The following is a 23965-nucleotide window of genomic DNA, read 5'->3' as shown; positions in this document are numbered from 1 at the left end:
GGTGTGGACGGGAAGTCAGGTGAGGGTTACCGGGGGTTCGGCGAGGCGGGGGGTCAGCGGCGTGCGGGGGGTCAGCCAGGAGGCCGTGGGGGACTGGTCGGGGTTGAGCTGCCAGTCGTGGCAGACCCGGTCGACGGCGATCGGATAGACGGTAAGCGTGCCGTCCGGGTCGATGCGCATCCGCAGGAACGACTTCGAATCCTCGATGCCCTGCCCGGCGAACAGTTCATTGACGTTTACCCCGAAGGCGCCCGCCACCAGCAGGTATGCGGCCACCAGCTGGGTGGCGACCAGGCCGATCACCGGGCCGTAGACCACTGCGGCGGCGACCGCCGGCAACGGCCACGGCCAGTGGTAGAACGGCAGGTGCAGCCACACCCAGGTGCCGGCGACCGCGAGCGCCACGTGCGCCAGGCCGTGACCGATACCGAGCAGCCAGTGCCGGACGTGCCGTTTCCCGCCGGCGCTGGGCGGCTGGGCGAAGAACGCCGCGCCGAGCAGCGTCACCCCCAACATGATCACCAGCGGGACGCTGAACAGTCGCTGCTCGGTGCCGGTCCGGTTGGCCGCGACCCCGGCCATGGCGAGCATCAGCAGCGTGTGCAGGGTGCCGAGCAGGGTCCCGAAACCCGGGTTGCGCCGGGGCAGCCGGTGGAAGATCCCCCAGCCGTAGCGGCGGGAGCGGGCCGCGTCCGGGAACCGGGCCACCAGGTCGTACGCCCGGGTGCGGCTGGCGCGGCGGGACAGGGTGTCCTTCGGTGGCACCTCGATCCGCTCGGGCAGGGTGTGCGTCGGATACAGGTACGCGCCACCCCCGCCACAGGTGATCAACTGCCGTTCCGGGCCGGCGTACCGGGCGTAGTGGTGCAGGTCGCCGGAGACCAGCAGCCGCACGTGCGCGCCGGTGGGCGCGATGATCGTCCGGACGAAGTAGTCGATCGAGTCGTACGCGGTGGGATGGTCGACGGACTTCACCCAGGTCGGCGCCGGCACCGCCAGGATCACCCGGGATTCCGGGCCGAGCCGGCGGGCCACCTCGTCGAAGTACGACAACTGCGGATCGTCCAGGTAGGACCCCGACTGGTCGTCCAGGCCGAGCAGCCACCATCCGGCCGGCAGTTCGACCGCGAAGTACGACCGGGACTGGCCCGTGCCCCAGCCGCCGAAGTTGCGGTCCCGGGAGCGGACGAACAGCCGCAGGAACGCGGTCAGCCCGTCGTACCAGTCGTGGTTGCCGGGCACGGCGAACAGCATCGGCCGCTGCGGCGGGGCCACCGGCAGCGCCGCCTGGTACGGCCCCTTGCACCGGTCCTCGTACGCCTCGTAGGCCGCCGAGGGGTAGACCTGGTCGCCGCCCATCACCAGGGTCTGTGCCCGGGGCAGCCGGTGCCCGTCCACGGTCAGCTCCGGCTGGGCCAGCAGGTACGCCACCGAGTACGTGGCGTCGAAGCCGTCGCCCAGGTCGGCCACGTAGTCGAGCCAGAGGCCCCCGTCCGGGCCGACCTGCGCGCCGATCCTGGCGTCGAGCGCGTTCTGCAGCTCCCGCTTGTCCAGGTACGCCCCGAACAGCATCGCCAGCAGGGTACGGATGCCGGTGCTGATCAGCAGGAACGGCGCCAGCCAGGGGACCGGTTTGCGGGGCGTGAAACCCAGCTCCACCGGATCGGTGCCGCGTGGCCTGCGGACGGCCCGCTCGCCGGGGGCGTGCTCGGCGTCCGGGTCCGATCCGTGGCCGACCGGGTCGGCGGGACGTCCGGAGGTGGCGGGGCGCTCGGGGGTGGCGGGGTCGTCGCTCACCCGGGCAGCCTAGCCGTCCCGCCCGACACGGATGTCCCTTGATGTCCGGGTCCTCCGGCGGGGAACCCCCTCGGTCCCGTCGGGGGTCGTACCGTACACTTGACGATCGTTGCCGCCTTAGCTCAGTCGGCTAGAGCGACGCACTCGTAATGCGTAGGTCGACGGTTCGATTCCGTCAGGCGGCTCGGGTAACCGAAAGGCCCCGTGACCAGGCTGAATGCCAAGGTCGCGGGGCCTTTTCGCGTTGCCGCCGAGATCAGCTTGCCCGGCGCTCCGTTGCACTTTCCCGTTGCAGCAGGGCCGCGAGGTTGCCGTCCATGAGCGCAGGCCGGCCACGGTTGTGGCTGCCCTCCACGCAGGTCTCAGGAGCGCTTCTTCTTCGTCCAGATGACGTAGACGGCGCAGAGGATCAGCATGAGGACGGCGATGGTGATCCATGCCCAGCGGGCGAAGGGCTCGTCGGCCATCACGGCGCGGATGGCCGCCAGGACGGCGAGCGCCAGCGGGCCCAAGCCGAACCACTCGGAGTGCTCGGAGTAGGTCAGATCCTTCAGCGCCTGCCTCATGCGGCCAGTCTAGGTAGCGGCGGTGCGCGGGCCCCGCCGCCAGGATCACGCCGCCGAGCAGACCGTCCAGAAGGGTCGGCGCCTTCGAGTCGTGCCGGCCGAGGAGACGCAGCGCGCCCTGGCAGGTGAGAGCGGAACTATCCCCGAACTCTGAGCGCCCGCAATGATCCTGCCCGTCACGCCGGCTAGCCAGGTTCGCGGGTGCTGCGGCGTTCGCGTAGCGCGTGGTAGGCGACTGCGAGGGCGATGCCGAGGACGACGATGACGACCTCGTGCGCCGGGTGGAGGTTCTTCGACAGGCTGGGGGCGCGGTCCGGGCCGATCGCCCAGAGCGCCAGTCCCGTCCCGTAGGCCGCGCCGAGCGCGCCGGCCCACCACCGCAGCGGGCGCAGGGCATCGTGGCGGAACGCGGTGACCAGCGTGATCGCCACCGGGATGACGGCCACCATGGAGAACTGGACGGCGACGAGAGCGGCGGTCGCCCAGGCGCTGATGACGAGGGGGCGTGAGCGGGTCAGCATGCCCGGGGGGCTGGCCGTCGTCGGTGCGGGGGACATGGCGGGTTCCTTCCGGTACGAGGGGCGGGCGGCGGGTGGTCCCACCGGGGTTCAGGGGCGGACGGCCCGGTCGGTGCGTTCGGCGGCGGCCTTGAGATCGGCCAGCCAGGCATCCAACCCGTAGCCGAGGTAGGTGGTGGAGGTCGCCACGTCGGCCTCGACCTGGGCGCCGGTCCAGGTCTCCTCGGTGCGGACCAGCACCCCGCCGGTGACCTCGGTGAAGGTCCAGACGTGGACGCCGTTGTCGATGTGCAGGCCGTCGCCGACTCCCGGGCCGGCCCAGCGGAGGCACCGGTAGGGCGTCAGGTGCGCGACGGTCGAGGTGATGGTCAGGGTCGTGGCCGGGGTCATCGGGGTCTCGGGGACGGGCGTGGTCCACCGGAACACCGACCCCGCGCGCAGTTCGCCGTCGTCGAGGCGGGTGACGGTGGTGACCGGCGCCTGCCAGGAGGGCCAGTTCCCGACGTCGGTCTGGAGCTGCCAGACAGTGTGCAGCGACGCGTCGATCAGCGTCTCGGCGCGGTAGCGGATCCGGGCCGCCGGGTCGACACCCTGCCCGTCGCAGGCGATCACCGGCTGGTGCGTGGTCGATGCCATCTGTCTCCACCTCTCTCACTTCTGCGATCTGCTGTCGCTCTGGTTACAAGCTATAACCAATGCAAGTTTCGGTCAATGGTCATGGTGATAGCCTGTAACTAACGTGAGAGTGATGGTGGAGGGGTGGTCCATGGGTGCCGACGTGACCGGTCCGCGCGAGCGGTACCGCGCCCAGGTGCGGGCGGAGATCAAGCAGCGGGCCTGGGAACAGCTCGCCACGACCGGGGTGTCGGCGCTGTCGCTCAAGGCGATCGCCGAGCACCTGGGCATGAGCGGCCCGGCGCTCTACCGGTACTTCGCCAGCCGGGACGAGCTGATCACCGCACTGATCCGCGACGCGTACCGCAGCCTCGCCGACACGCTCCGGGCCGCCGCCGACGCCGGGGCGGACGTCGCCGGGCTGGCCCGTGCCGTGCGCGCCTGGGCCCTCGACGATCCGCAGCGCTACCTGCTGATCTGGGGTACGCCCGTACCCGGCTACCACGCCCCCGACGACACCACCGCGATCTCGGCCGAGATCATGGCGACCGTCGTCGACGCCTACCGCAGCCGCGACGTCCCGCCCTCGGGGCGACGGATCGAGGCCCACCTCGACGACCATCGCGGCTGGATCGCGGACCCGACCGTACCGGCCGCGACGCTACGGCAGGCGCTGGCCTTCTGGACGCGGGTGCACGGCGTCCTGTCGCTCGAACTCGCCGGCCACTTCGCCGGCATGGGGTTCGACCCGGCACTGCTGTTCGACGACGAGATCGACGACCTCCTCTGCCGCTGAGCACCGGGGACGGGGCACGCCACCACCGCCGTTGGCCGCCGGGTCGGGACGCGGCACCAACACCGCAACGGCACCGGTCGATGCCCGTTGTCCGGTACGGCTAAGGTCAGCAGTCGGCTACCGTACGCATACGAGGATGGGACCCCTCGATGAGATGTGCCTTCTGTGGCCGGTGGTGGCCGCTGCCCTGGGCGTGCGGCCGGTGCCGGCGTGAGCGTCGCCGGATGCGCCGCGACTACCTGCGCCGCGCCGCGCCGCAGGACGCGCTTCGTGACATGACCCGCACCGACCCGGACCGCTGACCGGCCACCACGCCGCCCGACGGGAGCCGGCGCGGGCGAAGGGGCAGGTCCCGCCGTGGCTATCCTGGGCCCGTGCTGCCCCTGCCGCCCGGCGACTTCCGGGCCTACCTGTTCGACTGCGACGGCACCATCGTCGACTCCATGCCGGTGCACCACCTGGCCTGGCGGGCGGCGCTTGACGAGTGGGGCTGCGACCTGCCGGAGGACCTGTTCTACGCCTGGGGCGGCCGGCCGGTGGCCGACATCGTCGTCGACCTCAACGCGCGGCACGGGCTGGCGATGCCTGTCGACGTGGTGGCCCGTCGCCGGGAGGACGCCTACCAGAGCTTCCTGCCGCAGCTCACCGCCGTGCCGGGGGTGCTGGCGCACATCGAACGGGCACACCGGCAGGTGCCGTTCGCGGTGGTGTCCGGCAGCACCCGGGAATCGGTGACCGCCTCGCTGACCGCGCTCGGCCTGCTCGACCGGTTCGACGTGCTGGTCTGCGCGGAGGACTACGCGCGGGCCAAGCCGGACCCGGAGTGCTACCTGATGGCGGCGCGGCTGCTCGACGTACCGCCGGAGCAGTGCCTGGTGTTCGAGGACACCGACCTGGGGGTCGCGGCGGCGACGGCGGCGGGCATGGCCTCGGTCCGGGTCCCGCCGCCCTGGCAACGCTGAATCCTTACCAGGCCGGCGGCCGTCACCCCCGGTAGAGCCTCTCCGCGTACGTCGGGCCGTAGTAGTGCTCCAGGTCGGCCAGGCTCTCGGTCAGCGTCTCCACCTCCTTGGCCAGCCGGGCCCGCGACGGCAGCGCATCCGGCTGCCAGGTTTCCGGCTGCCACAGCGCGGAGCGCATGAACGCCTTCCCGCAGTGGTAGAAGATCTGCTCGACGGCCACCTCGACGGCGAGCACCGGCCGGTGCCCCTTGACCAGCATGTCGTCGAAGTAGGGCGCGTCGCGCACCAGCTTCGCCCGGCCGTTGATCCGCAGGGTGTCCGTCCGGCCGGGGATCAGGAAGATCAGCCCGACGTGCGGGTTGTCGAGGATGTTGCGGTAGCCGTCGGCCCGCCGGTTGCCCGGTCGCTCCGGAACGGCGATCGTCCGGTCGTCGAGCACCAGCGCGAAGCCGGCCGGGTCGCCCTTGGGGGAGACGTCGCAGCTGCCGTCCGCGCCGGCGGTGGCGACCAGGCAGAACGGCGACGCGGCCAGCCACTGCCGGTCCCGCTCGTGCAGCACGGTGCGTTCCTTGGCCGCCGCGCGGGGCATCGGTGCCCCCAGCAGCGCGCGTAACTCCTCGTGCGAGGTGATCTCTGCCGTCACGTCCGCCTCCCCCGTCCGTTGGTCCCGGTGGCGGGCGGTGGCACACCGGCCGCCGTACGTCAGCCTAGGCGGGCGTGGCGAGCGGGGCCGCCCCGGGCGGGCGGGTACCGGCTCCCCCGCCCGCGACAACGCAGTGGAAGGGCCGCCATGGAGAGCCGACTGAAGGTGCTCGGGCACCCGGTGCACCCGATGCTGGTGATGTTCCCGGTGGCGCTGCTGGTCACCGGCACCCTCTTCGACATCGTGGACACGGTCGGCGGGCCCGACTTCCTCGCCGAGGTGGCGTACTGGAACATCACCGTCGGCCTGGTCGGTGGCCTGCTGGCCGCGGGGGCCGGCACGTTCGACCTGCTGGCCATCCCGGCCGGCACCCGGGCCAAGCGGGTGGCGCTCACCCACGCGGCGGCGAACGTCGCGGTGATCCTGCTCTTCGCCGCCGTCTGGGCGGTCCGGTTGAACGCCGAATCCCGGGCGGCCGGCGGCGCGCTGATCGCCATCGAGGTGGTCGGCCTGGCCATCCTCGGCGTCAGCGCCTGGCTCGGCGGGGAACTGGTCGACCGGTTGGGGGTGGGTGTCGACTCCGACGCCGGCCTGGACGCCCCCAGCTCACTGCGGCCCGCCGCGACCGGCCGACCGGTGGGGGAGGTGCGGTGAGCGACCAGCCGGGCCGGGGCTGGCGTGGCCGCCAGCCGGGCTGGGACCCGATGGGCGAGCTCCAGGCGTTGCGCGCCGAGCTGAGCCGGCTGGTCGGCGGCCGGGGTGCATCGCCCGACGTCGAGCTGACCGAGGTCGCCGACGGCTGGCAGGTGGTCGTCCGGCTGCCCGGGGTGGCGCCGGAGGAGGTCGCCGTCGAACTCGACGACCGGGAACTCTGCGTCTGGGCCCGGTCCGAGGCCGAGGTCAACGCCGACCAGGGCATCCCCGGCGGGTTCGAGACCCGGGGCTTCGAATACCGGGTGGACCTGCCGTCCCGGGTCGACCCCGACGCCATCGACGCGGTGATGGACCACGGCCTGCTCCGGGTCCACCTGCCCCGGGCGGCCCGGCCCGCGCCGCGCACCATCACCGTCGGCCGCGCCGGCTACCCGCCCGGTCCCACCCGCACCGGTACGTCCACCGGCGTGGACCCGGCGGCGGACCGGGAACTGCACCACCCGGACACCGCCGTCGACCCCCTCGACCGGCCGTAGGCCCCCGGTGACCAGCCCCGCCCTGGGTGGCCCGCTGGGGGAGCGGGTGCCCGACGTGACCCGGATCGCCGTGCTGCGGGCCAACGCGCTCGGCGACCTCATCTTCCTGCTGCCCGCCCTGGACTCGCTGCGGGCCGCGTACCCGGCGGCGGAGATCGTGCTGTTCGGCGCGCCGTGGCACGCGGCGTTCTGGCGGGACCGGCCCGGCCCGGTCGACCGGGTGCTGGTCGTCCCGCCGGCCCCCGGCATCCGCGAGCCCGGCCCCGACGAACCGCCCGGATCGCTCGACGACTTCCTGGCCGACGCCGCCCGGGAGGGCTACGACCTGGCGTTGCAGGTGCACGGAGGCGGGGCCAACTCCAATCCGATCATGAGCCGGTTGGGGGCCCGGGTCACCGCCGGGTTGCGCGCCGAGGACGCCCCCCCGCTGGACCGCTGGCTGCGCTACGTCTACTACCAGCCCGAGGTGACCCGCTACCTGGAGGTGGTGGGCCTGGTCGGGGCGGACGCGGTCACCGTCGTACCGACGCTCACGGTGACCGACGCGGACCGGGCGCAGGCGCGGGCGGTGCTGGGCGAGCCGGAGCGGCCCCGGGTGGCGCTGCACCCGGGGGCGAGCGACACCCGGCGGCGCTGGCCGGCGCGGCGGTTCGCCGAGGTGGCCCGGGTGCTGCACGACGACGGGTACGAGGTGCTGGTCACCGGCACCCCCACCGAGCGGGCGGTGGTCGACGAGGTGGTCGCGGCGGCCGGGGTGCCGGTCCGTCCCCAGGTCGGCACGCTCAGCCTCGGCGGGTTGGCCGCCGCGTACGCCGAATGCGGGCTGGTGGTCTCCAACGACACCGGCCCGCTGCACCTGGCCGGCGCGGTGGGGGCCCCGACGGTGGGCGTCTACTGGGTCGGCAACATGATCAACGGGGCGACGCCGTTGCGCGCCCGGCACCGCCCGATCGCCGCCTGGACGACGCGCTGCCCGGTCTGCGGGGTCGACTGCACGCCCGGGATCTATCCGCACCGGCCCGGCGACGGCAACTGCCCGCACCGGGACTCGTTCGTCGCCGACGTGCCGGTGGCCGAGGTGCTCGAAGCCGCCGCCGACCTGCTCCGCCCCGAACCGGGCAGCGCCGCCGGCTGACAGTCCCGGGTCGTCCGTACCGTCGGCCGACGGGCCCCGGGCCGGGACGACCCCGGCGGATCGGCGGCCGGCCGGGCTCAGGCCGGCTGCGGGGTCTCGGCGGCGACGACCTCCCACGCCTCGACGTCACGGTCGGTCACGGTGGTCGGTGACTCCAGGTGGTACGCGCCGCTGGGCAGCACGCCCGCGCCGCCGTACCGGGCCAGCACCGCGAGCTGGGCGGCGACGTCCTCGCCCTGGTGGTTCTCCGGCACCCGCCGCCAGAACTCGAAGCCGCCCGCGTCGACCAGCGCCGCCCGGTCGTAGAGCACGCAACCGCCGATCCAGGAGACCTTGTACGCCCGCCACGCCCCCGCCGGCAGCCCCAGCTTCTGCTGGACGTGCAGCAGGTTCGCGGCCGGGTGGATGGCGGCCCGCTGCCACTGCGGGGTGTCGGGGCGGACCCGTTCCGGCACCACCGGGCCGTCCCACTCCTCGTAGTGCCGGTGCGTCTCGGGACGGACGTCGTCGGCGTACGACAGGCCGTGCACCGCGTTGCCGACGAACCCGCAGCCCAGTTCCCCGATCGCGGTGACCAGCCGGTCCAGGGTGCCCGGTTCGAGCCAGACGTCGTCGTCGAGGCAGAGCACGTAGCGGGCCACCGACCGGTCCAGCAGGTACGCCCGGTGTTCGGCCAGTCCGCGCCGGGGCAGCCGCCGGGTGAGCAGCACCGGGTGCCCCCGGTGGCGCAACGCCCGGACCATGGTGGCCGCCGCCGGGTGCGCGTACGCCGGGTCGTGGTCGGACTGGTCGCTGACCACCACCCCGAAGTCGGGGACCTCGACCTGGGCGGCCAGCCCGGCCAGGGTGACCGCCAGCTCGGCCGGCCGGTTGCGGGTGGGGATCAGCACGTCGAGCCGACGGGGTCGGCGGAACTCCCCGGCCGAGCCGAGGTCCAGCGGTCGGTTCACGTGATCCTGCCCAGGTGTTCGGCGGTCGGGGTCGGGGTGGCCGGGGTCGGCTCCGGGCCGGGTGCCGCGGGCATTCCGGCGGCGGGTCGCAGCCGGTCGGCCGGTGGGTCGCCGGTGGTGGCCAGGCCGGTGGCGGCCTGGGCGCGGATCCGGTCGATGATCGCCGAGGTGGACCGGTCCGGCACGTAGCCGAGGGTGCGCACCTGACCGCCGAGGCGGCGTACCAGGGGTGCCTCGGGGACCATCTCCGGCGGGTAGTCGCCGCCCTTGACGTACACGTCGGGGCGGACCGCCTCGATCAGGTCGGCCGGCGAGTCCTCCTCGAAGACCACCACGTGGTCCACGCAGGACAGCGCGGCGAGCAGGGCGATCCGGTCCTCCACCGGGTTGACCGGCCGGTCGGCCCCCTTGAGCCGGCGGACGCTGGAGTCGGAGTTGACCGCCACCACCAGCAGGTCGCCGAGCGCGCGGGCCTGTTCCAGGTAGCGCACGTGCCCCGGGTGCAGCACGTCGAAGCAGCCGTTGGTGAACACCACGGACCGGCCGGTTCGCCGGTGGTCGGCGACGATCGCGTCCAGCTCCCCGGTGCCGACGAGCGTCGGATGAGTGCCGCCGCCGGCTGCGCCGCCGAGCGCGTCGAGCAGGTCCTCCCGGCGGCACACGCAGGTGCCGGTGTCGGAGACGGTGATGGTGGCGGCGAGCTGGGCCAGTTGGGCGGCGGTCGGCAGCGGTGCCCCGGTGGCCAGGGCGAGGGTCATCGCCGCCAGGTACGCGTCCCCCGCGCCGACGGCGTGACTGGCCGGGACGGGGGTGCTGTGGCTGCGCCGGGGTGCACCGTCCGGGCCGCCGACGATGGCACCCTCGGTGTCCAGGGTCACCGCGACCACGTCCGCGCCGGTGTGCGCCCGCAGCTCGGCCAGCCGCGCCCGGGCCAGCCCGGCCCGGTCGACCCCCTCGCCGACGGTGGCGTTGACGGTCACCCCGGCCCCGGTCACGCTCAGCCCGTCCCCGGTCATCGCGACCCGCCCCTCGCCCGGGGTCGGCTCCCCGGTCGGGCCGGTCGGTGCCCTGCCGACGCCGCCCGGGGCGGTGCCCACGACCAGCTCCGACGGCCCGTCCGCCGGATCGTTGGGCGGGTGGTCCAGGTGCAGGCCGGTGCCGCCGGTACGGGCCGGGGCGGGCGGCGCGCCGAAGCCGGCGGCGGCGCGGGCCAGCAGCCGGGTCGCCTCGGCGAAACTGGGGGTGACCACCGTCGGGTTCAGCCCCCGCCAGTCGGCGAGGTCGTGGGCGTCCAGGGCGACGGTGGCGTACCGGTGCCGGTGGGCGACCAGCCAGGCGCGTACCGGGGCGGGCAGCGCGCCGAGGCCGTAGTCGCAGACCACCAGGGTGGGCGCGACCCCACCGGCCACCGCCCGCAGCTCCTCGGTGGCGCAGCTCAGGGCGGTGAGCAGCCGACCGACCCCGTCGTCGTCGAGCGGGTCGTCCGGGTCGCCGGAGTCCTCGCGGAGCAGGATCTGGTTGCCGGCGAGCATCCGGCGTTTCACCGGCGTCGGCCGGTGCGGTTCACTGACCGTACGGTCCCAGACGCCGGCCCGGTCCAGGCAGTCGTGCAGCTCGTCGCCGGCCACGTCCGCGCCGACCGGGGCGACGAGCAGGGCCCGCCCGCCGAGGGTGGCGATGTTGACCGCGGTGTTCGCGGCCCCACCGGCGGCGGTGATCCGTCGGCGCAGGGTGAGGATCGGCGCGGGGGCCTCCCGGCACAGCCGCTCCGACTCGGCGAAGCGCCACTCGTCGAGCATGGCGTCGCCGACGACGAGGACGGCGCGTTCCCGCCAGCTCTCCACGACGGTGGCGAGCCGGCGCTGTTCCGCTGCTGCTCCTGCCATGCCCACCGGGGTCCCCCGCCCCGACCAGGCCAAACCCTCCGCCGCGACCGGCGACCAGGGTCACGTTTCGGGCCCTACGCCCCGGGAACCGACCAGAGGTATCCGGAGAGGGGAAAACCGACATGGCAGCCACGACATTGCAGGGCAAGCGGATCGCGTTCCTCGCCACCGACGGCGTGGAGGAGGTCGAGTACGTGCAGCCGCGGGAGGCGGTCGAGAAGGCGGGCGCGACCGCCGAGCTGGTGTCGCTCAAGCCCGGCACCATTCAGGCCTTCAACCACCTGGACCAGGCCAAGACGTATGACGTGGCGGTGACGGCGGCCGACGCGGACGCCGAGGGCTACGACGCGCTGGTGCTGCCCGGCGGGGTGGCCAACCCGGACTTCCTGCGGACCGACCCGGACGCGGTCCGGTTCGTGCAGGCGTTCTTCACCGCCGGGAAGCCGGTCGGGGTGATCTGCCACGGCCCGTGGACCCTGGTCGAGGCGGGTGGGGTGGCGGGCCGCCGGATCACCAGCTGGCCGAGCCTGCGTACCGACCTGACCAACGCCGGCGCGACCTGGGTCGACGAGCAGGTGGTGACCGACGGCAACCTGGTCAGCAGCCGTAAGCCCGACGACCTGCCGGCGTTCTGCGCCGCGATCGTCGACCGGTTCGCCGGCTGAGGCGTACCCCGACGGGCATGCGGGTCCCTGGTGGCCCGCGTGCCCGTCGGGTGCCGGGCAGGTTTCCTCCGGTGCGTAGGCATGTTCGCGGGGGAGCGGGAAAGAAGGCGGGATGACCGCCCAGACCCACGGCCAGCCGGTGCTCCAGGCCCGCCAGCTCCGTCTGTTGATGTTCGGCCTGATGACCGGCATGCTGCTGGCCGCGCTGGACCAGACCATCGTCGGTACGGCGTTGCCCACCATCGTCGGCGAGCTGGGCGGGATCGACCACTACTCGTGGGTGGTGACCGCCTACCTGCTCGCCTCGACCGCCTCCACCCCGCTCTACGGCAAGATGGCCGACCTGTACGGCCGCCGCCCGGTCTTCCTCTTCTCGATCGGCACGTTCCTGCTCGGCTCGCTGCTGGCCGGCCTGTCGCAGGACATGACCCAGCTGATCGTCACCCGGGGCGTGCAGGGCATCGGGGCGGGTGGCCTGATGACGTTGGCGTTCACCATCATCTCGGACGTGGTGTCGCCCCGGGAGCGTGGTCGCTACCAGGGACTGTTCGGGGCGGTCTTCGGCGTCTCCTCGGTGGCCGGGCCGCTGGTCGGCGGCTACTTCGCCGAGACGAGCTGGCGGTGGATCTTCTATCTGAACGTGCCGCTGGCGCTGTTGGCGATCGTGGTCTGCTACCACGTGCTGCGGTTGATCCCGTTCGAGCGGCGGGAGCACACCGTGGACTGGCTGGGCGCGGCGCTGCTGGTCGCCGGGGTGAGCGCGCTGCTGCTGGCGCTGAGCTGGGGTGGCAACTCGTACGCCTGGGGTTCGGCGACGATCATCGGGCTGTTCGTGGCGGGCGCGGTGCTCGGGGTGGCGTTCGTGCTCCAGGAGGCCCGGGTCGGCGAGCCGATCCTGCCGCTCGGGCTGTTCCGCTCGGCGACGTTCGCGCTGGCCAACTCGGCCGGCTTCGTGCTCGGTCTGGTGATGTTCGGGTCGATCATCTTCATCCCGCTCTACCTGCAGATCGTCAAGGGCGCCTCGCCCACCCGCAGCGGCCTGCTGATGCTGCCGATGATGGCCGGCATCATCGTCACCTCGATCGTGACCGGCCGGGCGATGAGCCGGATCGGCAGGTACAAGTGGTTCCCGGTGGCCGGTTCGGTGGTGCTGGTCGCCGGCATGCTGCTGTTCACCCGGCTCCAGGTGGACAGCTCGCTCTGGGCGGCGTTCGGCTACATGGTGGTCATCGGCGTCGGGCTGGGCCTGTGCATGCAGTCGCTCATCCTCGGCGTGCAGAACGCGGTGGACGTACGGAACCTGGGCGCGGCGACCTCCTCGGCGACGTTCTTCCGGTCGCTGGGCGGCTCGTTCGGGGTGGCCATCCTGGGCGCGGTGCTCTCCTCCCGGCTCGCCGGTGGCCTGGCCGACCGGCTGCCCGGCGCGATCGCCCAGCTCCCGCCCGAGCAGCGGGCGGCGGTGGCGGGCAGCGGCACGAACATCTCGATCAACGACCCGGCGACGATCCTGGCCCTGCCCGGTCCGGTCCGGGCGGCCATCCAGGCGTCCTTCGTCGACGCGCTGCACCTGGTGTTCCTGACCACCGGCCTGATCGCGCTGCTCGCCGTGCTGGTCACCCTGGCCCTGCCGAACGATCAGCTCCGGGGCGCCGGCCCGCAGGGCGCGACCGGTGGCACCGACCCGCTCGGCGGCAAGGCCCCCGCCCCCGGCGGCAAGCCCCTGACCCGGGAGTCCAAGGAGGAAGCCGCCGCCGACCTCAACGCCAAATCCCAAACCATGCTCTAACCCCGCTCCGCCCGCTCCGGCCCGCCCGTTCCGGCCCCGCCCCGCTTCGGTGATCAAGAGGTTTGCGTCAACCTCCGCGCGGATTCCTGACGCAAACCTCTTGATCACCGGGGCAAGCGGGGGAACCGGTGCGGGGCAGCGGGGCCGGGTGCTACTTGAGGATGAGGCGGTTGGTCTGGGTGAAGACGTCGAGGTCGGCGAGGGTTTCCGGGACCGAGAGGGAGAGCGGGGCGGGGAACTCGTGCGGGTGCAGGAAGGCGGCGTCGGTCGTCTCGTCGGTGACCCGGGCCAGCTCGCCGTCCCACTCGTCGACCCGGAACGCGGCGGTGAAGATCTGGTAGGTGTGGCCGTACATGTTGGTGTGGGTGCGGTCCGGGCCGGTGTAGAGCGCGAAGGCGCTGACCCGCAGGGCGCGCAGGCCGGTCTCCTCGCGTACCTCCCGCACCGCGCAGTCGGCGATCGACTCGCCGAGTTCCATCGCTCCCGCCGGCAGCGCCCACTGGCCGTTGTCCGAGCGGCGGATCAGCAGCACCCGCCCGGCGTCGTCGCGCACCACGGCCCGGGCGCCGACGAACATCAGCGTCCGGTCGCCGGCCAGGGCGCGTAGCTGTCCCACGTACGAGTCGGCCCAGGAGATACTCACCCGGACAATCTACGCAGCATCCCGGGGACGGTTCGACGTTCCGGGGGTTCCCAACGTGTGACCGGCGACACTAGCTTGTCACCCATGCGTAGCACGATGATGGACGCCCCGCTGCAGGTCGCCCGGATCCTCGAACACGGTGTCACCGTGCACGGCACGGCCGAGGTGGTCACCTGGACGGGGGCCGAGCCGCGCCGGATGTCGTACGCCGAGGTGGGGCGGACGGCGGCCCGGCTGGCCCACGCGCTGCGCGACGAGTGCGGGGTGACCGGCGACGAGCGGGTCGCCACCTTCATGTGGAACAACACCGAGCACCTGGTGGCGTACTTCGCCGTGCCGAGCATGGGCGCGGTGCTGCACACCCTGAACATCCGGCTCTTCCCCGACCAGGTCGCCTACATCGCCAACCACGCGCAGGACCGGGTGGTGCTCGTCGACTCGACGTTGATCCCGCTGCTGGCCCGGGTGCTCGGCGAGTTGACCACGGTGCGGCACGTGGTGGTGGTCGGCGGGGGCGACCCCGGGCCGCTGCGGGCGGTCGCCGGTGACCGGGTCACCTTCCACCACTGGGACGAGCTGCTGGCCGGCCGGCCGGAGCACTTCGACTGGCCCGAGGTGGACGAGCGGGACGCCGCCGCGCTCTGCTACACCTCCGGCACCACCGGCCACCCCAAGGGCGTCGCCTACTCGCACCGGTCGATCTACCTGCACTCGTTGCAGGTGTGCCTGCCGGAGGGGTTCGGGCTCGGTCCGGGTGACCGGGAGTTGGCCATCGTGCCGATGTTCCACGCGATGTCCTGGGGACTGCCGTACGCGGCGTTCCTCTCCGGCGCGTCACTGATCATGCCGGACCGGTTCCTCCAGGCCGCGCCGATCGCCGAGATGATCGCCGCCGAGCGGCCCACCCTGGCCGGTGCGGTGCCGACCATCTGGAACGACCTGCTGGCCCACCTGGACGCCAACGACGTGGACACCTCGTCGCTCAAGGAGGTGATCGTCGGCGGCTCGGCGTGCCCGCCCGCGCTGATGCACGCGTTCGCCGAACGACACGGCATCGAGGTGATCCACGCCTGGGGGATGACCGAGATGTCCCCGCTGGGATCGGTGTCCCGGGCACCGGCCGGGGTGACCGGCGACGAAGCCTGGCGGTACCGCTACACGCAGGGGCGGGTGCCGGCGGGGGTGGCGGCCCGGATCGTCGGCCCGCTGGGCGAGCCGCTACCCGCCGACGGGACGTCCGTGGGGGAGCTGGAGGTGCGCGGGCCGTGGGTGACCGCCAGGTACGTCGGCGACGACGCCCCCGATCCCGAGAAGTTCCGCGACGGCTGGCTGCGTACGGGTGACGTCGGCACGCTCTCGCCGGACGGGTTCATCACCCTCACCGACCGGGCCAAGGACGTGATCAAATCCGGTGGGGAGTGGATCTCCTCGGTGGAGCTGGAGAACGCGTTGATGGCCCATCCGGACGTGCAGGAGGCCTGCGTGGTGGGGGTGCCCGACCAGCGGTGGGGTGAGCGTCCACTGGCCACCGTCGTGGTCCGGGAGGGCGCGTCGACCAGTGTGGAGCAGCTCCGTGCGTTCCTCGCCGGTTCGGTGGCACACTGGCAGCTGCCGGAACGCTGGGCGGTCATCGACGCGGTGCCGAAGACCAGCGTCGGCAAGTTCGACAAGAAGGTGGTGCGTTCGCGGTACGCCGCCGGCGACCTGGAGGTACGGGAGCTGGCGGGGCCGTAACACTTTTCGGCGACTCGTCGCCGATGGGGTAGGGACGTCACTCCTGAAACATCCCTCCCCAGGGGCGGCCCCGGCGTTCGCACCGCGCCGGGGCCGCCCTTCCTTGCGGGGTGACCCGCCATGTCATTGTTGCGAGAATTACTCGCGTCTGTCCGGGCGATTGCGAAATGTCCTCGGAACTACTGCCCGGCGGTGTCGATCAGCACCTTGCCCACCACCGCGTCCTCCACCGCCCGGTGCGCGTCGGCGGCCTGCGCCAACGGAAAGCGGTGCAGCGGCAGGCCGGCCTCCGTGCCCACCCGTACCGCCCCCTGGGCGACCGCCGCCGCCACGTCGGTCACCGCCTGCGCCTTGGCCGCCTTCGGCGCGGTGTAGACCAGCACGAACTGCCAGCGGGCGTTCGGGGCCATCAACGGCCGGATCGGCAGGGTCACCTCGCCGCCACCGTCGTCGGCGTAGACGCAGACCGCCCCGCCGGGCCGCAGCACCTGCACGTCGGTGCCCGCGTTGCGGGCGGCGGAGACCTCGACGACGGTGTGCACCCCGTCGGGGGCGATCTTGCGGACCTCGTCGACCACGTCCTGTTCCCGGTAGTCGATGACGAAGGACGCCCCGGCCGCCGCCGCCAACTGTGCCTTCTCCGGACTGCTGACCGTCGCGATGACGCAGGCGTCGGCCCAGCGGGCCAACTGGATCGCCGCGTTGCCCACCGCACCCGCCCCACCCTGCACCAGCACCACGTGGTCACTGAGCGCCCCGGCGTGCAGGGTGTCCGGCATGTACTCCCCGACGGTCAGGCAGCGGTGCGCGGTGAGGAACGGAATGCCCAGGCACGCGCCGAGGTCGAAGGAGGCGTCCCCGAGCGGCACCACCTGCCGGACCGGCACCACCGTGTACTCGGCGGCCGTACCCCAGGGGCGCTGCCAGGCGGCCTCCCAGACCCACACCCGTTCCCCGGTCAGACCCTGGTCGACCCCCGCGCCGACCGACTCCACCACGCCTGCCCCGTCCTGCCCCGGGGTCTGCCAGCCGACCGGTAGCGGCTGCTGTCGCCGGCTCTTCCAGTCGGTCGGGTTCACCCCGGCCACCGCCAGCCGGACCAGCACCTCCCCCGGGCCCGGCTCGGGCACCGGCCGGTCGACCAGCCGGAGCACCGACGGGTCACCGGTGCGTTCGTACACGATCGTCTGCATGCCGTCTCCTCAGGCCGCCGGTTTGAGCACCACCTTCGAGTAGCCCGCCTCGCGGCGGTCGAAACGCTGGTACGCGTCCGGCGCCGCGTCCAACGGCAACTCCTTGCTCACCACGAAACTCGGCGTGGCCCGCCCCGCCATGATCAGATTTCGCAGGTACTCGTTGTAGGTCTTCACGTTGGCCTGCCCGGTGCCCATCCGCAGGCCCTTCTCGAAGAGCTTGCCCATCTTGAACAGCAGCTCACCCTTGCCGGAGTGCTCGTCCGGCGCACCCGGGTCGTTGGCCAGGTAGAGGCCGACCACGCCGATCGCGCCGGTCGCCCGGACCACCTCGACCAGGCTGTTCAGCACCGCCGCCGGCTGCTCCGCGCCGCCCTTCCCGGTGGCCTGGTAGCCGACCGCGTCCACCCCGTGGTCGGTGCCCACCCCGTCGGTCCGGTCGAGGATCTGGGCGACCGGGTCGCCGGCCGAGAAGTCGATCGGGGTCGCTCCGATCGACTCGGCCAGCCGCAGCCGGTCCGGCACCCGGTCCACCAGGAACACCTCGGCGGCACCCATCAGGACCGCCGAGTACGCGGCCATCAGCCCGACCGGCCCGCCACCCATCACGGTGATGTTCTCGCCCGGCCGCAGCCCGGTCATCGCCACCCCGTGGTAGCCGGTGGGGAAGATGTCGGCGAGCATCGCGTAGTCGTTCTCGTGCTCGGTGCCGGGCGGCAGCTTCAGGCAGTTGAAGTCGGCGAACGGCACCCGCAGGTACTCGGCCTGCCCACCCCGGTACGGCCCCATCGCCACATAGCCGTACGCGCCACCGGCGAAGCCGGGATTGACGGTGAGGCAGAAACCGGTCTTCTGCTCCCGGCAGTTGCGGCAGAACCCGCACGCCACGTTGAACGGCATCGACACCCGGTCACCGACCTTGATCCCGCGTACCCCGGTGCCGGCCTCGACCACGGTGCCCATGTTCTCGTGACCGAAGACGATGCCCGGCTCGGCGAGCGTGCGCCCCTCGTACATGTGCAGGTCGGATCCGCAGATCGCGGTCGTGGTGATCTGCACGACCACGTCGTCCGGATGCTCGATGCGCGGGTCCTCGACGTCGTCGACCGTCACCTCGTGCGGCCCCTGGTACACCACAGCTCTCATGGTCCCGACGCTAGGCGGACCGGCCGGGTCGCGGAGGCGGTTCAGCCGAGCCGGTCCACCACCTCCGGGGTGAGGTCGTGCACCGAGGAGAGCACCACCGCAGCCAGTTCCGCCGCGTCCGGATCCAGCGGGTACGACCCGTGCGGCACCGCGACCACCCGCATCCCGGCGGCGGCGGCCGAGCGGACCCCGTTGGAGGAGTCCTCCACGGCGGCACACCGGGCCGGGTCGACCCCGAGCCGTTCGGCGACGGCCAGGTAGACGTCGGGCGCGGGCTTGCCCCGGGCGGTCCGCTCGGTCGACAGGGTCACCCGGAACTCGGCGGTGAGGTCCGCAGCGGTCAGTGCCGCGGCGATCAGCCGGGTCGGCGAGGAACTGGCCAACCCCAGCGGCCACCGCGCGGCCAACCGGCGCACCACCAGGTCGGCGTCGTCGATAAGCGGTACGCGCACCGCGTACCGCCGGGCCATCTCCTCGACCACCTCGGCGGCGACCTGCTCGGCGGTCCGGTCGACGCCCAGCTCACCGCTGAGGTATTCGGCCCACTCGCCGGTGCTCATCCCCATCAGCCGCCGCTGGGTGTCGGGCTGCCAGGTGCCGCCCCGCGCCGCCACGTACGCCCGGCGCACCTCCTCCCAGACCGGCTCGGAGTCCACGATCACGCCGTCCAGGTCGAACACCACCGCATCCACCGTCACCGCCCCATCCTCCCCGACGCCACCCGACCCTGGTCGCCCGGCGTCGGCAGTGCTCGCCGTTGTGAGGTGGCACCTCGCGAGTCAGCTCTGGTCGTCCTCGTCCGCCGGCGGCGTGGGGCGGCGGTGTTCCCTGATCCACTCTTCGACGTCCTCGGTCAACCACACCTTCATGCCACGCAGCTCCCGGTACGGCCTCGGGAAGGTGCGTCGGTTCGCGATCTGCTGAAACCGCGACCGGGAGACGCCCAGGCGTTGGGCGATCTCGTAGGGCCCCATCAGGTCGCCTGGCCCTCGGTCCATGTCCCGAACGTAGCCCCGGGGTCAGTCCTCGTCGGCGGGGCCGGGGCGGTTCGTGGCGATCCACGCCCGGACGGCCTTGCCATCCCAGACGCGGCCCATCTTCAGGGTGACGAAGGGGTCGGGGAATCCCTTGCGGCCCACGATGATCGTGGCGCGCTGCTTGCTGATCCCGCCCAGCAGGTCGCGGATCTCATCCAACCCGAGCAACTCCACAGGCTGACGCTATGGTCTGGCGCACTTGCATAAGGTGGTAGCGGGAAGTGCAACGTCCTTTGGGGTTGCCCTCGTACAATATCGTGTGATGTGGTGGACCGATGACAAGCCACGGACCTGTTCCGCCTGTCTGGACATGTGCCGGGTGTGAATCGCCCTGGCCATGTCCCACCCGCCGCAGGGAGTTGATCGCGGAGTACGACCGCGCTCCGGTGTCCCTCGCCGTCTATATGGGCGCGTATCTGGTGTCAGCCATGCAGGACATGGGCTGGGCTCCGGCTGGCACCCTCCACCGCAGATTCCTCGGTTGGCTGCCCGGGCCCAACCGGTCGGCCCGCCGACTCGTGATCAACCAAAGGCCATGGCCGGGCGGTGGGTCGTGACCGAGCCCGAGGTGCCGTTCTTGATCCAAGCGGCCTGGATCGTTATTGACGACCACGCTGTCCAGCGTTGCCGTCACTGCCGCCCGGACGGCTGGTGCCCACGTGTGGCGATCTCGCGTGCTCGGATTCTCGCCTGGCGGCAGGTAAGGGACCTGCGATGACCACACTCCGAGCGGGTGACCTGATTGAGGTGACCCGGGCTGCCAGCGTCCAGTTCGTCAAGCCCATCCGGTGCCGGGTCATCCGGGTGCTCGACTGGATCACCTACGACGGGTGGTGCTGGCTCGACGTCTACCAACTGGACGACAAGGGGGAGGCCGTCGCCCGACGGTCGATCTTCGTACGGCCGGCGGGGTTGGTCGTCCACCGACGGATCGCCACCGTACCGGTCGGGCGACAGCGGCGGTCCGGATCGGACGTGCGGCCCTAAAGAGGCGCAGAGCGGTCAGCGGTAGGCGGCGGCCTGGGTGCCGTAGAGGGTGGCGTACACGCCGCCGAGGCGGATCAGCTCGTCGTGGGTGCCCACCTCGCGTACCCCGCCCTCGCCGATCACGATGATCAGGTCGGCGGTGCGGACCGTCGAGAAGCGGTGCGACACGAAAACCGTCACCCCGCCGCTGTCGGCGGCGACCCGGGCCGCCCCGTCGGCGTACCTGGCGAACAACCGGTGCTCGGCCTCGGCGTCCAGCGCCGACGCCGGCTCGTCCAGCACCATCAGCAGGGGGGCGTCGCGCATCATCGCCCGGCCGAGCGCCAACTGCTGCCACTGCCCGCCGGAGGCGTCCACCCCGCCGTCGGCGTGACTGCGCCCCAGCCGGGTGTCCAGCCCGTACGGCAGCTTGTCGGCGACCTCGCTGTGCGCGCGGGCCAGGCCGGTGCGGACCGCGTCCTCGTCGGTGGCCCGGGGCAGGTCCCCGATGCCGACCGCCAGCCGGGCGGTCAGCTCCGGCCGCGCGTAGTCCTGGAACGCGGCGGTGGTCCGCGCCCGCCAGGCGGCCAGGTCGAGATGACGCAGGTCGACCCCGTCGACCAGGATCGCGCCCCGGTCGGGTTCGTAGAACCGGTTGAGCAGCTTGACCAGCGTGGTCTTGCCCGCGCCGTTCTCGCCCACGACCGCCACCGTGCTGCCGGCGGGCAGCAGCAGGTCGACGTCACGCAGCACCGGCTTCGCCGCGCCCGGGTAGGTGAAGCTCACCTGCCGCAGCCGGATGCCCTCCAGCAGGCGCGCGGGTGGTTGCAGTGGCGTGGCGGGCGCGTCGGGCGCGACGACCGGTGGGGGCACCAGGTCACGCACCTCGTCCAGGCGGCGCAGGGACCGGCCGCTGCGCGCCAACTGCTGGGTGATCGTCACCGCTGCGGCGACCTGGTGGTTGAGCTGCGAGGCGAGCATGATCGCCAACACCACGTCGCCGACGTCCGCCCGGCCGCGTACGGCGTCACGGACCACCAGGACCAGGGCGGCGACGTAGCCGAGGGCGAACACGGCCTGCCCGGCGGCGCGCCACAGGCCGGCGGCCAGCTCGCCGCGCCAGAGGCGGGCGGTGGCACGCTGCCAGTGCGTGGCGTAGCGCTGCTGGAGGTGCCCCTCCAGGCCCAACAGGCGCAGCTCCTTGGCCGAGGCCGCCGTGGTGGTCAGCTCGAACAGGTGCCGGGCCTGCCGGGTGTCGACGACGCTGTCCGTACGGGCCCGGTCGGCGGCGGCCTGGGCCCGGCGACCGGCCAGCACCGGCAACGCGGCCAGCAGGGGCAGCAGCACCAGCGCCGGATGGGTCAGGGTGAGCAGCACGGTGGTCAGCAGCAGGCCGACCGCCAGCGAGCCGCCGGTCAGCAGCGCCTGGAGACCCTCGCCGATGCGCTGCAGCTCGTCCTGGGCCAACGCCATCCGGTCGGCGTGCTCGGGCCGCTCGTGGTGGTCGAGGTACGGGGTGCCGTTGCTGATCTCGATGAGCTGCTCGTCGGTGCTGAGCACGTTGAGCTCGGACACCTCGAAGTACCCGATGTGGGCGAAGTGCGCGCAGGTCAGCGCCGCGATCGCGGCCACCGCGACGGCCAGCCCCGCCCAGGCCGCCGCCCCGGCCCGGCCGGCCGCCGCCGCGTTCGTGAGGTGTTTGAGCGCCACCGCGCTCGCCGGCACCGCCACCGCGTTGCCCAGCATCAACGCCAGCGCCACGGCCATCTTGCGCCGGTCCTGCCGCCACGACAGCCGCAGCAGCCCGGTGATCGCCCGCATCATCGCCTCAGCCCACCCGCTGCGCCAGCGGACCAGCGCCCTCGTCGGTGTCCCGGTCGTCCCCGTCGTCGGCGAACCGCTCCGCCTGGAGGGTGAACATCGCCGCGTACCGGCCGCCCGCCGCCATCAGCTCGTCGTGGCTGCCCTGCTCGACGACCCGCCCCCCGTCGAGCAGGACGATCCGGTCGGCCAGCCGGACGCTGGACAGCCGGTGCGAGATGAGCACCGTCGTGCGGCCCCGGGTCAGCTCGGCGAACCGGGCGAAGAACTCGGCCTCGGCCCGCACGTCCAGCGCCGCCGTGGGCTCGTCCAACACCAGCACCGTGCTCCCGTGGTAGAGCGCGAACAGGGCACGGGCGATGGCGATGCGCTGCCACTGCCCACCCGACAGGTCGACCCCGCCGTCGTACGCGCGCGACAGCAGCGTGTCCAGGCCGTCCGGCAGCGCGTCGAGGGTGTCGAGCAACCCGGCCGCCTCCGCCGCGCGGCGGATCCCGGCCCGGTCGTCGAGATGTTCCACCGCGCCGAACCCGATGTTGGCCGCCACCGACAGTTCGTAGCGGACGAAGTCCTGGAACACCACGGCGATCCGCCGCTGCCAGTCCCGGGCCGGCAGGTCGGCGAGGTCGACGCCGTCGGCGCGTACCGCACCGGCATCCGGCGAGTAGAGCCGGGCCAGCAGTTTCACCAGGGTCGTCTTGCCCGCGCCGTTCACCCCGACCAGGGCGGTGCAGCGGCCGGCGGGGATGTGCAGATCCAGACCGTCGACCACCGGCGTGGCCCCACCCGGGTAGCCGAAGCGCACCCCGGTGAAGTCGATGGCCGGGGCGACGGAGGCGGGCGGCCCGGCACCGCCCCGGTCGGCGGGTTCCGGGTAGCGGGCCATGGCCTGCTCGAACGCGGTGATGGCGGTCTCGGCGTTCATGCCGTACTGGGTCTGGGTGTCGGAGTCCGGGTAGAACTCGCCCAGCCGGATCAGGGCCAGCACCGCCTGCAACACCAGTGCCAGCGCGGCCAGGTCGTACGCCCCGTCGGCGGCGCGGACCCCCGCCAACGCCAGCACCGCCGCCACGCCGACCAGCCCCACCGCCGTGTACGCCAGGTAGGGCCGCAGGTAGATCCGGCGGCGCTCGGCCCACACCGGGGCCAGGGCCCGGCGGTAGACCTGCCGGTAGCGTTCGGTCAGCCAGCCGGTGAGCCCGAAGACCCGCAGCTCCTTGGCGGCGGCCGGACCCATCGCCAGCCCCCGCAGGTAGCGGCTCTCCCGGCGCAGGGCCGCGACGTCGCGGATGACCCGGGCGTAGCGGCGCAACCCGCCGCGCTGGCCGTGCCGGAACAGCAGCACCACCGCCAGCATGACCAGCGCCGCCCACGGCCCCAGCACCACCGCCACCACCACCGTGAACCCGGCGACCTGGGTGTACGGCCCGACGAGCGCGATCAGCCCGGCGTAGGCCGCGCCCGGGGTGCGGAACGCGAACCGCAGCTCGTGCCCGGCCTCCCCCAGCTCGTCCAGGACCGCCGGGTCCTCCAGCGGGGTGATCTCCCGGGTCGACAGCGACGCCTGGATGAGCCGCCGGTACATGTGCCCGTCGACGCGGCGGCTGAGCTGCTCGGCGACGGCCTTCTGCGCCGCCTCCGCGAGTTGCGCCGCGATCAGCGCCGCCCCGGCGACGGCCAGCGGCCACCACACCCCGGCCGGTCGGGCGGTGCCGTGCAGCACCGGGCCGATCCGGCCGACGGTGGTGCTGACGGCGATCGCGAAGACCACCGGCAGCACCCCCCGGGACACGCTGAGCGCCAGCGCGACGGCACTCCAGCCGGCTCCGGCGGCGGGCCACTGCCGGGCGATGCGCAGCCGGGCGGCGGCGGCCTCACGCCACTGCCCGACGCCGGAGGGGGAGGCGGTCATCGCG

Annotated in this window: 25 protein-coding genes, 1 tRNA gene and 1 pseudogene; 11 read left to right on the top strand and 16 right to left on the bottom strand. The window is 73.0% G+C overall.

Going from position 1 to position 23965, the window contains the following annotated elements:
• Window positions 1–15 precede the first annotated feature (15 nt).
• A complete protein-coding gene (locus ACOJTC_RS22725; RefSeq protein ID WP_420118402.1) occupies window positions 16–1797 on the bottom strand; it encodes a metallophosphoesterase family protein in 1782 nt (593 codons plus the stop codon).
• 111 nt (window positions 1798–1908) lie between these two features.
• Here ACOJTC_RS22725 and ACOJTC_RS22720 point away from each other — a divergent pair.
• Window positions 1909–1982, top strand: a tRNA-Thr gene (locus ACOJTC_RS22720).
• Window positions 1983–2159: 177 nt separating this feature from the next.
• Here ACOJTC_RS22720 and ACOJTC_RS22715 read toward each other — a convergent pair.
• The 4 genes and pseudogenes from ACOJTC_RS22715 to ACOJTC_RS22700 form a co-directional block, all read right to left on the bottom strand.
• Complete coding sequence (locus ACOJTC_RS22715) at window positions 2160–2363, bottom strand: hypothetical protein (protein ID WP_420118401.1); 204 nt, start codon at window positions 2361–2363, stop codon at window positions 2160–2162.
• A gap of 10 nt (window positions 2364–2373) precedes the next feature.
• Window positions 2374–2475 (bottom strand): annotated as a pseudogene (locus ACOJTC_RS22710) (hypothetical protein); the annotation flags it as partial.
• A 73-nt stretch (window positions 2476–2548) separates the two neighbouring features.
• Window positions 2549–2920, bottom strand: a complete 372-nt coding sequence (locus ACOJTC_RS22705) for a hypothetical protein (protein ID WP_420118400.1) — start codon at window positions 2918–2920, stop codon at window positions 2549–2551.
• A 51-nt stretch (window positions 2921–2971) separates the two neighbouring features.
• On the bottom strand, window positions 2972–3517 hold the full coding sequence (locus tag ACOJTC_RS22700; RefSeq protein WP_420118399.1) for an SRPBCC family protein: 546 nt from the start codon (window positions 3515–3517) through the stop codon (window positions 2972–2974).
• A 112-nt stretch (window positions 3518–3629) separates the two neighbouring features.
• Here ACOJTC_RS22700 and ACOJTC_RS22695 point away from each other — a divergent pair, with 112 nt between their 5' ends.
• The 3 genes from ACOJTC_RS22695 (at window position 3630) to ACOJTC_RS22685 (ending at window position 5254) form a co-directional block, all read left to right on the top strand.
• Entirely contained in the window at window positions 3630–4292 is a 663-nt protein-coding gene (locus tag ACOJTC_RS22695) for a TetR/AcrR family transcriptional regulator (protein WP_420118398.1), read from the top strand.
• A gap of 149 nt (window positions 4293–4441) precedes the next feature.
• On the top strand, window positions 4442–4594 hold the full coding sequence (locus ACOJTC_RS22690) for a hypothetical protein (RefSeq protein WP_204925820.1): 153 nt from the start codon (window positions 4442–4444) through the stop codon (window positions 4592–4594).
• Between the two features lie 72 nt (window positions 4595–4666).
• Complete coding sequence (locus tag ACOJTC_RS22685; protein WP_307826212.1) at window positions 4667–5254, top strand: HAD family phosphatase; 588 nt, start codon at window positions 4667–4669, stop codon at window positions 5252–5254.
• A 22-nt stretch (window positions 5255–5276) separates the two neighbouring features.
• Here ACOJTC_RS22685 and ACOJTC_RS22680 read toward each other — a convergent pair whose 3' ends face one another.
• Complete coding sequence (locus tag ACOJTC_RS22680; protein WP_357925592.1) at window positions 5277–5897, bottom strand: pyridoxamine 5'-phosphate oxidase family protein; 621 nt, start codon at window positions 5895–5897, stop codon at window positions 5277–5279.
• 147 nt (window positions 5898–6044) lie between these two features.
• Here ACOJTC_RS22680 and ACOJTC_RS22675 point away from each other — a divergent pair, with 147 nt between their 5' ends.
• The 3 genes from ACOJTC_RS22675 to ACOJTC_RS22665 are packed head-to-tail and all read left to right on the top strand — an operon-like array spanning window position 6045 to window position 8222.
• On the top strand, window positions 6045–6551 hold the full coding sequence (locus tag ACOJTC_RS22675) for a DUF2231 domain-containing protein (RefSeq protein WP_420118397.1): 507 nt from the start codon (window positions 6045–6047) through the stop codon (window positions 6549–6551).
• Between the two features lie 50 nt (window positions 6552–6601).
• The gene (locus ACOJTC_RS22670) at window positions 6602–7087 is read left to right on the top strand and encodes an Hsp20/alpha crystallin family protein (protein ID WP_420118409.1); all 486 of its coding nucleotides are present in this window, start codon (window positions 6602–6604) and stop codon (window positions 7085–7087) included.
• Between the two features lie 7 nt (window positions 7088–7094).
• Window positions 7095–8222 carry a glycosyltransferase family 9 protein gene (locus ACOJTC_RS22665; RefSeq protein WP_420118396.1) on the top strand — a complete coding sequence of 376 codons (1128 nt, stop codon included), beginning with the start codon at window positions 7095–7097 and terminating at the stop codon, window positions 8220–8222.
• 77 nt (window positions 8223–8299) lie between these two features.
• On the opposite strand, the gene ACOJTC_RS22660 is transcribed toward ACOJTC_RS22665, so the two are convergent.
• A complete protein-coding gene (locus ACOJTC_RS22660) occupies window positions 8300–9172 on the bottom strand; it encodes a glycosyltransferase family 2 protein (RefSeq protein WP_357925600.1) in 873 nt (290 codons plus the stop codon).
• Window positions 9169–11058 carry a D-glycero-beta-D-manno-heptose 1-phosphate adenylyltransferase gene (gene rfaE2 / locus ACOJTC_RS22655; RefSeq protein WP_420118395.1) on the bottom strand — a complete coding sequence of 630 codons (1890 nt, stop codon included), beginning with the start codon at window positions 11056–11058 and terminating at the stop codon, window positions 9169–9171. The genes ACOJTC_RS22660 and rfaE2 overlap by 4 nt, the downstream gene beginning before the upstream one ends.
• 122 nt (window positions 11059–11180) lie before the next feature.
• On the opposite strand from rfaE2, the gene ACOJTC_RS22650 reads away from it, so the two are divergent.
• Both ACOJTC_RS22650 and ACOJTC_RS22645 read left to right on the top strand, forming a co-directional pair.
• A complete protein-coding gene (locus tag ACOJTC_RS22650) occupies window positions 11181–11723 on the top strand; it encodes a type 1 glutamine amidotransferase domain-containing protein (RefSeq protein WP_420118394.1) in 543 nt (180 codons plus the stop codon).
• 112 nt (window positions 11724–11835) lie between these two features.
• Window positions 11836–13509, top strand: a complete 1674-nt coding sequence (locus ACOJTC_RS22645) for an MDR family MFS transporter (RefSeq protein WP_420118393.1) — start codon at window positions 11836–11838, stop codon at window positions 13507–13509.
• 151 nt (window positions 13510–13660) lie between these two features.
• Here ACOJTC_RS22645 and ACOJTC_RS22640 read toward each other — a convergent pair whose 3' ends face one another.
• Entirely contained in the window at window positions 13661–14152 is a 492-nt protein-coding gene (locus ACOJTC_RS22640) for an NUDIX domain-containing protein (protein WP_357925609.1), read from the bottom strand.
• Window positions 14153–14236: 84 nt separating this feature from the next.
• Between ACOJTC_RS22640 and ACOJTC_RS22635 the strand changes: the two genes are divergently transcribed.
• Window positions 14237–15886, top strand: coding sequence for a fatty acid--CoA ligase (locus tag ACOJTC_RS22635; RefSeq protein WP_420118392.1), 1650 nt, complete (start codon window positions 14237–14239; stop codon window positions 15884–15886).
• 179 nt (window positions 15887–16065) lie between these two features.
• On the opposite strand, the gene ACOJTC_RS22630 is transcribed toward ACOJTC_RS22635, so the two are convergent.
• The 5 genes from ACOJTC_RS22630 to ACOJTC_RS22610 all read right to left on the bottom strand — a co-directional run bounded on the left by ACOJTC_RS22630 (window position 16066) and on the right by ACOJTC_RS22610 (window position 19436).
• Complete coding sequence (locus ACOJTC_RS22630; protein WP_420118391.1) at window positions 16066–17079, bottom strand: NADPH:quinone reductase; 1014 nt, start codon at window positions 17077–17079, stop codon at window positions 16066–16068.
• A 9-nt stretch (window positions 17080–17088) separates the two neighbouring features.
• Window positions 17089–18225 carry a glutathione-independent formaldehyde dehydrogenase gene (locus ACOJTC_RS22625; protein ID WP_420118390.1) on the bottom strand — a complete coding sequence of 379 codons (1137 nt, stop codon included), beginning with the start codon at window positions 18223–18225 and terminating at the stop codon, window positions 17089–17091.
• A gap of 41 nt (window positions 18226–18266) precedes the next feature.
• Entirely contained in the window at window positions 18267–18923 is a 657-nt protein-coding gene (locus ACOJTC_RS22620; RefSeq protein ID WP_420118389.1) for an HAD family hydrolase, read from the bottom strand.
• A gap of 81 nt (window positions 18924–19004) precedes the next feature.
• Entirely contained in the window at window positions 19005–19223 is a 219-nt protein-coding gene (locus ACOJTC_RS22615) for a helix-turn-helix transcriptional regulator (RefSeq protein WP_420118388.1), read from the bottom strand.
• 21 nt (window positions 19224–19244) lie between these two features.
• Window positions 19245–19436: a hypothetical protein gene (locus ACOJTC_RS22610; RefSeq protein ID WP_420118387.1), complete on the bottom strand. Its 192-nt coding sequence runs from the start codon at window positions 19434–19436 to the stop codon at window positions 19245–19247.
• 540 nt (window positions 19437–19976) lie between these two features.
• Between ACOJTC_RS22610 and ACOJTC_RS22605 the strand changes: the two genes are divergently transcribed.
• Entirely contained in the window at window positions 19977–20249 is a 273-nt protein-coding gene (locus ACOJTC_RS22605; protein ID WP_420118386.1) for a hypothetical protein, read from the top strand.
• A gap of 15 nt (window positions 20250–20264) precedes the next feature.
• Here the strand turns inward: ACOJTC_RS22605 and ACOJTC_RS22600 are convergent, their stop codons facing one another.
• Window positions 20265–22052 carry an ABC transporter ATP-binding protein gene (locus ACOJTC_RS22600; RefSeq protein WP_420118385.1) on the bottom strand — a complete coding sequence of 596 codons (1788 nt, stop codon included), beginning with the start codon at window positions 22050–22052 and terminating at the stop codon, window positions 20265–20267.
• A gap of 4 nt (window positions 22053–22056) precedes the next feature.
• A complete protein-coding gene (locus tag ACOJTC_RS22595) occupies window positions 22057–23961 on the bottom strand; it encodes an ABC transporter ATP-binding protein (RefSeq protein WP_420118384.1) in 1905 nt (634 codons plus the stop codon).
• Window positions 23962–23965 lie beyond the last annotated feature (4 nt).

Source organism: Micromonospora sp., from assembly GCF_048594385.1.
In the GTDB taxonomy this organism is placed as follows: domain Bacteria; phylum Actinomycetota; class Actinomycetes; order Mycobacteriales; family Micromonosporaceae; genus Micromonospora; species Micromonospora wenchangensis.
Note: the sequence above shows the minus strand (reverse complement) of the source record. Positions and strands in the feature narration are given on the sequence as shown.

What these genes read in the sequence shown, in the direction of transcription:
- ACOJTC_RS22715 (WP_420118401.1), bottom strand. Translation starts at nt 2,363, where the DNA reads ATGAGGCAGGCGCTGAAGGATCTGACCTACTCCGAGCACTCCGAGTGG.
- ACOJTC_RS22705 (WP_420118400.1), bottom strand. Translation starts at nt 2,920, where the DNA reads ATGTCCCCCGCACCGACGACGGCCAGCCCCCCGGGCATGCTGACCCGC.
- ACOJTC_RS22700 (WP_420118399.1), bottom strand. Translation starts at nt 3,517, where the DNA reads ATGGCATCGACCACGCACCAGCCGGTGATCGCCTGCGACGGGCAGGGT.
- ACOJTC_RS22695 (WP_420118398.1), top strand. Translation starts at nt 3,630, where the DNA reads ATGGTGGAGGGGTGGTCCATGGGTGCCGACGTGACCGGTCCGCGCGAG.
- ACOJTC_RS22690 (WP_204925820.1), top strand. Translation starts at nt 4,442, where the DNA reads ATGAGATGTGCCTTCTGTGGCCGGTGGTGGCCGCTGCCCTGGGCGTGC.
- ACOJTC_RS22675 (WP_420118397.1), top strand. Translation starts at nt 6,045, where the DNA reads ATGGAGAGCCGACTGAAGGTGCTCGGGCACCCGGTGCACCCGATGCTG.
- ACOJTC_RS22670 (WP_420118409.1), top strand. Translation starts at nt 6,602, where the DNA reads ATGGGCGAGCTCCAGGCGTTGCGCGCCGAGCTGAGCCGGCTGGTCGGC.
- rfaE2 (WP_420118395.1), bottom strand. Translation starts at nt 11,058, where the DNA reads ATGGCAGGAGCAGCAGCGGAACAGCGCCGGCTCGCCACCGTCGTGGAG.
- ACOJTC_RS22650 (WP_420118394.1), top strand. Translation starts at nt 11,181, where the DNA reads ATGGCAGCCACGACATTGCAGGGCAAGCGGATCGCGTTCCTCGCCACC.
- ACOJTC_RS22645 (WP_420118393.1), top strand. Translation starts at nt 11,836, where the DNA reads ATGACCGCCCAGACCCACGGCCAGCCGGTGCTCCAGGCCCGCCAGCTC.
- ACOJTC_RS22635 (WP_420118392.1), top strand. Translation starts at nt 14,237, where the DNA reads ATGCGTAGCACGATGATGGACGCCCCGCTGCAGGTCGCCCGGATCCTC.
- ACOJTC_RS22630 (WP_420118391.1), bottom strand. Translation starts at nt 17,079, where the DNA reads ATGCAGACGATCGTGTACGAACGCACCGGTGACCCGTCGGTGCTCCGG.
- ACOJTC_RS22625 (WP_420118390.1), bottom strand. Translation starts at nt 18,225, where the DNA reads ATGAGAGCTGTGGTGTACCAGGGGCCGCACGAGGTGACGGTCGACGAC.
- ACOJTC_RS22615 (WP_420118388.1), bottom strand. Translation starts at nt 19,223, where the DNA reads ATGGACCGAGGGCCAGGCGACCTGATGGGGCCCTACGAGATCGCCCAA.
- ACOJTC_RS22605 (WP_420118386.1), top strand. Translation starts at nt 19,977, where the DNA reads ATGACCACACTCCGAGCGGGTGACCTGATTGAGGTGACCCGGGCTGCC.
- ACOJTC_RS22600 (WP_420118385.1), bottom strand. Translation starts at nt 22,052, where the DNA reads ATGATGCGGGCGATCACCGGGCTGCTGCGGCTGTCGTGGCGGCAGGAC.
- ACOJTC_RS22595 (WP_420118384.1), bottom strand. Translation starts at nt 23,961, where the DNA reads ATGACCGCCTCCCCCTCCGGCGTCGGGCAGTGGCGTGAGGCCGCCGCC.